At 63.7% G+C, this 6,000-nt stretch carries 3 protein-coding genes; 2 read left to right on the top strand and 1 reads right to left on the bottom strand.

The genetic code is table 11. The features are described from left to right. Positions 1 to 284: 284 nt before the first annotated feature. Together uvrA and AC07N6_RS16540 are read left to right on the top strand one after the other, a co-directional pair. Positions 285 to 3,140, top strand: coding sequence for an excinuclease ABC subunit UvrA (gene uvrA / locus AC07N6_RS16545; protein WP_494782727.1), 2,856 nt, complete (start codon positions 285 to 287; stop codon positions 3,138 to 3,140). Between the two features lie 173 nt (positions 3,141 to 3,313). Beyond that, entirely contained in the window at positions 3,314 to 4,102 is a 789-nt protein-coding gene (locus tag AC07N6_RS16540; protein WP_494782728.1) for a phytanoyl-CoA dioxygenase family protein, read from the top strand. 42 nt (positions 4,103 to 4,144) lie between these two features. Here AC07N6_RS16540 and AC07N6_RS16535 read toward each other — a convergent pair whose 3' ends face one another. Continuing rightward, positions 4,145 to 5,878 (bottom strand): methyl-accepting chemotaxis protein, encoded by a 1,734-nt coding sequence (locus AC07N6_RS16535; RefSeq protein ID WP_494782729.1) that lies wholly within the window; start codon positions 5,876 to 5,878, stop codon positions 4,145 to 4,147. Positions 5,879 to 6,000 lie beyond the last annotated feature (122 nt).

The raw sequence follows: 6,000 nt of genomic DNA, 5'->3' as shown, positions 1-6,000 counted from the left end.
CTACGACGCGTCGCCACGCCTAGGCAGACAACGCTTGCTGGACACTCGCACTCGTAAATTAAATGTTAACAGGCCCTTGTACTGACACAACAAAAACCGGCTTTATGCCGGTTTTTCCATTGTGACACTTTCCTTTTGCGGATCGGCGCCCACATCCGCTTTGCCCCGCCAGCAAGCCCTGCCGGCGACTGGCAGTCCTGTTATAGTTACATGTTGTCTCCCCCAATGCTCCCGCGCCTGGCCTTGGCCCGCGCGGCGGCAGGAAAACTTTGCTGAAGGCATCCATGGAAGAAATTCGCATTCGCGGCGCACGCACGCACAATCTGAAGAATATCAACCTAGACCTCCCCCGCAACAAGCTGATCGTGATCACCGGCCTGTCCGGTTCGGGCAAGTCGTCGCTGGCCTTCGATACCTTGTATGCGGAAGGCCAGCGCCGTTACGTCGAGTCGCTGTCGGCCTACGCGCGCCAGTTCCTTCAGCTCATGGAAAAGCCCGACGTGGACATGATCGAAGGCCTGTCGCCGGCGATCTCGATCGAGCAAAAGGCGACCTCGCACAACCCGCGCTCCACCGTGGGGACGGTGACCGAAATCCACGACTACCTGCGCCTGCTGTATGCGCGCGTGGGTACACCGTATTGCCCGGACCATCCCGAGCATCCGCTGGAAGCGCAATCGGTGTCGCAGATGGTGGACGCCGTGCTGGCGCTGCCGGAAGACACCAAGCTGATGATCATGGCGCCGGTGGTGGCCAACCGCAAGGGCGAGCATGCCGACCTGTTCGAAGAGATGCAGGCCCAGGGTTTCATCCGCTTCCGCATCCAGAGCGGCACCGGCGCGGCCAAGGTCTACGAAGTCGACGACCTGCCCAAGCTGAAGAAGACCGAGAAGCACACCATCGACGTCGTCATCGACCGCGTGAAGGTCAAGGCCGATATCAAGCAGCGCCTGGCCGAGAGTTTCGAGACCGCGCTGCGCCTGGCTGAGGGCCGCGCCATCGCGCTGGAAATGGATACCGGCCGCGAGCACTTGTACTCCAACAAGTTCGCCTGCCCGATCTGCGGCTACTCGCTGCAGGAGCTGGAGCCGCGCCTGTTCTCGTTCAACAACCCGATGGGCGCCTGCCCCGAATGCGACGGCCTGGGCCATATCGAATTCTTCGATCCCAAGCGCATCGTCGCCTTCCCGAATCTTTCGCTGGCCTCCGGCGCCATCAAGGGCTGGGATCGCCGCAACCAGTTCTATTTCCAGATGCTCACCAGCATCGCCGCCTTCTACGGTTTCGAACTCGACGTCCCCTTCGAGCAATTGGACGACAAGGCGCAGCAGGCAGTGCTGTTCGGCTCCGGCCGCCAGGCCATCCCGTTCGCCTACGTCAACGAGCGCGGCCGTACCGTGGTCAAGGAGCACACCTTCGAAGGCGTGGTCAACAACCTGCAGCGCCGCTACCGCGAAACCGATTCGATGGCGGTCAAGGAAGAGCTGGCCAAGTTCATCAACGAGAAGCAATGCCCGTCCTGCCACGGCGCCCGCCTGCGCGTGGAGGCGCGCTATGTGAAGGTTGGCGCTGGCAAGCAGCAGCGCGCCATCTATGAAGTGGCGGCAACTCCGCTGCGCGACACGCTGCACTTCTTCGAGACCTTGAAGCTGACCGGCGCCAAGAAGGAAATCGCCGACCGCATCATCAAGGAAATCATCTCGCGCCTGAAATTCCTGAACAATGTCGGCCTCGATTACCTGTCGCTGGAACGCAGCGCCGACACGCTCTCCGGCGGCGAAGCGCAGCGCATCCGGCTGGCCTCGCAGATCGGCTCCGGCCTGACCGGCGTGATGTACGTGCTGGACGAACCGTCCATCGGCCTGCACCAGCGCGACAACGACCGCCTGATCGCCACCTTGAAGCACCTGCGCGACATCGGCAACACGGTGCTGGTGGTGGAGCATGACGAAGACGCCATCCGCACCGCCGATTTCGTGGTCGACATGGGCATCGGCGCCGGCGTGCATGGCGGCGACGTGATCGCCCAGGGCACGCTGGAAGATATCCTCAAGAACAAGAAGTCGCTGACCGCCAAGTACCTCAACGGCTCGCTGGAAATCGCCGTGCCCAAGAAACGCACGCCGTCCGATCCCGAGCGCCAGCTGATCATTACCGGCGCCACCGGCAACAACCTCAAGAACGTCGACCTGGAACTGCCGGTGGGCCTGCTGACCTGCGTGACCGGCGTATCCGGCTCGGGCAAGTCGACGCTGGTCAACGACACCCTCTACCTGTCGGCGGCGCGCCACCTGTACGGTTCGCAGACCGAACCGGCCGCCCACGAGGCGATCGGCGGACTGGAGCATTTCGACAAGGTGATCGCGGTCGACCAGGCGCCGATCGGGCGCACGCCGCGCTCCAACCCGGCCACCTATACCGGCCTGTTCACGCCGATCCGCGACCTGTTTTCCACCGTGCCGATGGCCAAGGAACGCGGCTACAGCGCCGGCCGTTTCTCGTTCAACGTCAAGGGCGGCCGCTGCGAGGCCTGCCAGGGCGACGGCGTGATCAAGGTCGAAATGCACTTCCTGCCGGACGTGTACGTGCCCTGCGACGTCTGCCACGGCAAACGCTACAACCGCGAAACGCTGGAAGTGCAATACAAGGGCAAGAACATCACCGAAATCCTCGACCTGACGGTGGAGGATGCGCATGAATTCTTCAAGCCGGTGCCATTGATCGCGCGCAAACTGCAGACCTTGCTGGACGTCGGCCTGGGCTACATCAAGCTGGGCCAGAGCGCGACCACGCTCTCCGGCGGCGAGGCGCAGCGCGTCAAGCTGTCGCTGGAGCTGTCCAAGCGCGATACCGGCCGCACGCTGTATATCCTGGACGAGCCGACCACCGGCCTGCACTTCCATGACATCGATTTGCTGCTGAAGGTGATCCACCGCCTGCGCGACCAGGGCAATACGGTGACCATCATCGAGCACAACCTGGACGTGATCAAGACCGCCGACTGGATCATCGACCTCGGCCCCGAGGGCGGCGCCGGCGGCGGCAAGATCGTGGCCGCCGGCACCCCGGAAGACGTGGCCAAGAACCCGGCCAGCGTTACCGGCAAGTATCTCGCCCCGTTGCTCAAGAAGAAAAAGTGATGCCGGCTTGAGGGCGCGCAAACGATACAGATAAAAGCAGCAACTGTATCTTGCGCGCCGGCCCGATGCGTTGGAAGCTGTTCAGGTTCTTATCGCCATGCATTCGGCTGCCGTCAGGCGCACAATATCGGCAGACTGTTTATACCTTGCCGCTGCAATCGAGAAAAATCGCCATGCAAAACCCGCTGTCCCCCGCCCAGGTCGAGTCTTTCCGCAAGGAAGGCTATCTGTTGTTGAAGGGGCTGGTCCCCGCCGCCCAGCGCGAACAGATGCTGGCCGTGACCCAGGATCACCTCAGGCACGCCGTGGCGCCGCTCGAATACGAAGCCGAGGTCGGCTACGAAGGCGCCCCGACCTCACTGGAGGCCGAAGGCGGCCGCACCGCCCGGCGCCTGCGCGCGGCCTGGCAGCGCGATCCGGCCTACCGCCAGTGGGCATCCGACCCGAAGCTGGTCGCCATACTGCAGCAGCTGTTCGGCGAGCCAGCATGCATCACGCTGGCGCACCACAACTGCGTGATGACCAAGCATCCGACCTTCGGCACCGCCACCGGCTGGCACCGGGATATCCGTTACTGGTCGTTCCCGCGCAATGAGCTGATCTCGGTATGGCTGGCGCTGGGCGCGGAGGCCCCGCACAACGGCGCACTCAAGTTCATCCCCGGCTCGCACCTGGCGCAACTGCAGCCGGAACAGATGGATGAGCTCGACTTCCTGCGTCCCGAAGTGCCGGCCAACCAGGCCCTGTTCGCCCAAGGCATCGCCCCCAGCCTGGAAGCGGGCGACGTGGTGCTGTTCCACAGCGGCCTGTTCCACGCTGCCGGCCGCAACGACAGCGAGCAGGTCAAATGCTCGGTGGTGTTCGCCTATCATGGCCGCGGCAACCCGCCGGTGCCGGGCACGCGCTCGGCGGCGGCGGACGATATCCCGCTGGATAGCGGAAACCTCGGCATGTCCGCCTGAGCCATCCCGGCCAAAGAAAAAAGCGCGGCGAAGGATAGCCGCTCAGAATTGCTCCCAATTATCATCGCCGGCGGCCGCTCTTCCGGACGCCGGCGCAGACGCCGCCAGCCTGGGAACGGCCGCCTTGGATGCCGCTGCCTTAAGCGGCACCGGCGGCGCCGGCGGCTTGGCGCGCACTGGCGCCGCCCGGGAGGCATTGGCCGCCGCCGGAGCAGGCGCATGCATCTCCGGCATGCCATTCAAGCGGAATACGCCGACCGCGCTCAGCAAACGGCCGGCCTGCTCCTGCAAGGACTGAGCCGCGGCCGCCGCTTCCTCGACCAGGGCCGCATTCTGCTGGGTCGTTTCATCCATCTGGGTAATGGCGCGATTGACCTCTTCGATGCCGCTGCTCTGTTCCTGGCTGGCGGCGGTGATCTCGCCCATGACGTCGGTCACGCGCCTGACGCTGGCCACCACCTCATCCATGGTCTGTCCGGCCTGCGCCACCAACACGCTGCCATTGCCGACCTTTTCCACCGAATCGTCGATCAGGCCCTTGATCTCCTTGGCGGCGGCCGCCGAGCGCTGGGCCAGCGAACGCACTTCCGAGGCCACCACCGCGAAGCCGCGCCCCTGCTCGCCGGCGCGGGCCGCTTCCACCGCCGCATTCAACGCCAGGATGTTGGTCTGGAAAGCGATGCCGTCGATCACGCTGATGATGTCGACGATCTTCCTGGACGACGCATTGATCGAGCTCATGGTGTCGACCACCTGCCTGACCACATCGCCGCCGCGCGCCGCCACATCCGAGGCAGACGCCGCCAGCTGGTTGGCCTGGCGCGCATTGTCGGCGTTCTGCCTGACCGTGGAAGTCAGCTGTTCCATGGCCGAGGCGGTCTCTTCCAGCGAGCCGGCCTGCTGCTCGGTGCGCGAAGAAAGGTCGAGGTTGCCGCTAGCGATTTCGGCCGAGGCGGTATTGATGGTGTCGGTGCCCACGCGCACTTCGCCGACGATCTTCTGCAGGTTGCCGTTCATGTCTTTCAAGGCCTGCATCAGCTGGCCGGTCTCATCGCGGCTGCGCACTTCGATCTCTTGGCTCAGGTCGCCCGCGGCCACCCCTTGCGCCAGCTTCACCGCCTGCTCCAGCGGACGCGAGATCGCGCGCACCAGCAAGAACCCCATCAGGAACGCGACCGCCACCCCGGCCGCGATGGTCGCCGTCATCACACTCACCAGGATTTGGTAGCGCCGCTGCGCGTCCTCATACAGCTCGCGGCCGACCCGGCGCTGCAAATTCATCAGCTCCCCCATGGTGGCATGCACGTCGGAAAACAGTTTGAGCATGGCGTTGCCATACAGGTCGCTGGCGCCCTGGAAATCGCGGTTGCGCAGAGCCTCGACTGCCGGCTTCACGCCTTCGGCGATGAACTTCTGGCGCTGCGGAATGAATTTGTCGGCCAAGACCTTTTCTTCCGGAGTCAGGTAGGTCTCGAGATAGGCCGTCAGGACCTTGTCGCTGCCCTTGAGGGCCTGCTCCAGCTGATCCATGCCTTTGTCGATTTCGCCGGAGTCGCCGACGATGGCCGTCGCGATGCCATAGCGGCCGCTGTCGATGGCGCTGGCTATCGTCTCCAACTGGGACAACGCCACCAGGCGATCCTCGTAAAGCGAACGCATCTGCGTATTGGTGGATTTGAGGCTGACCAGCCCGAGCACGCCGGAGGCCGTTAACAGGATGCCGAGGAAACCGATAACAAAGATCAGGCGCGCCTTGATCGTCAATTTGCTGAACATATGCCCCCTTGAGTCATGGCTGTTGACGCCGCGACAACGCTGGAACGCGACATCGGTTTTTCTTGTATTCCGTGGCCGACGGCCATGGATACCGCAGAATACCGCAGCTAATCGCAAGCATT

Source organism: Herbaspirillum sp. GW821-FHT09A12 (genome assembly GCF_059418325.1).
Note: the sequence above shows the minus strand (reverse complement) of the source record. Positions and strands in the feature narration are given on the sequence as shown.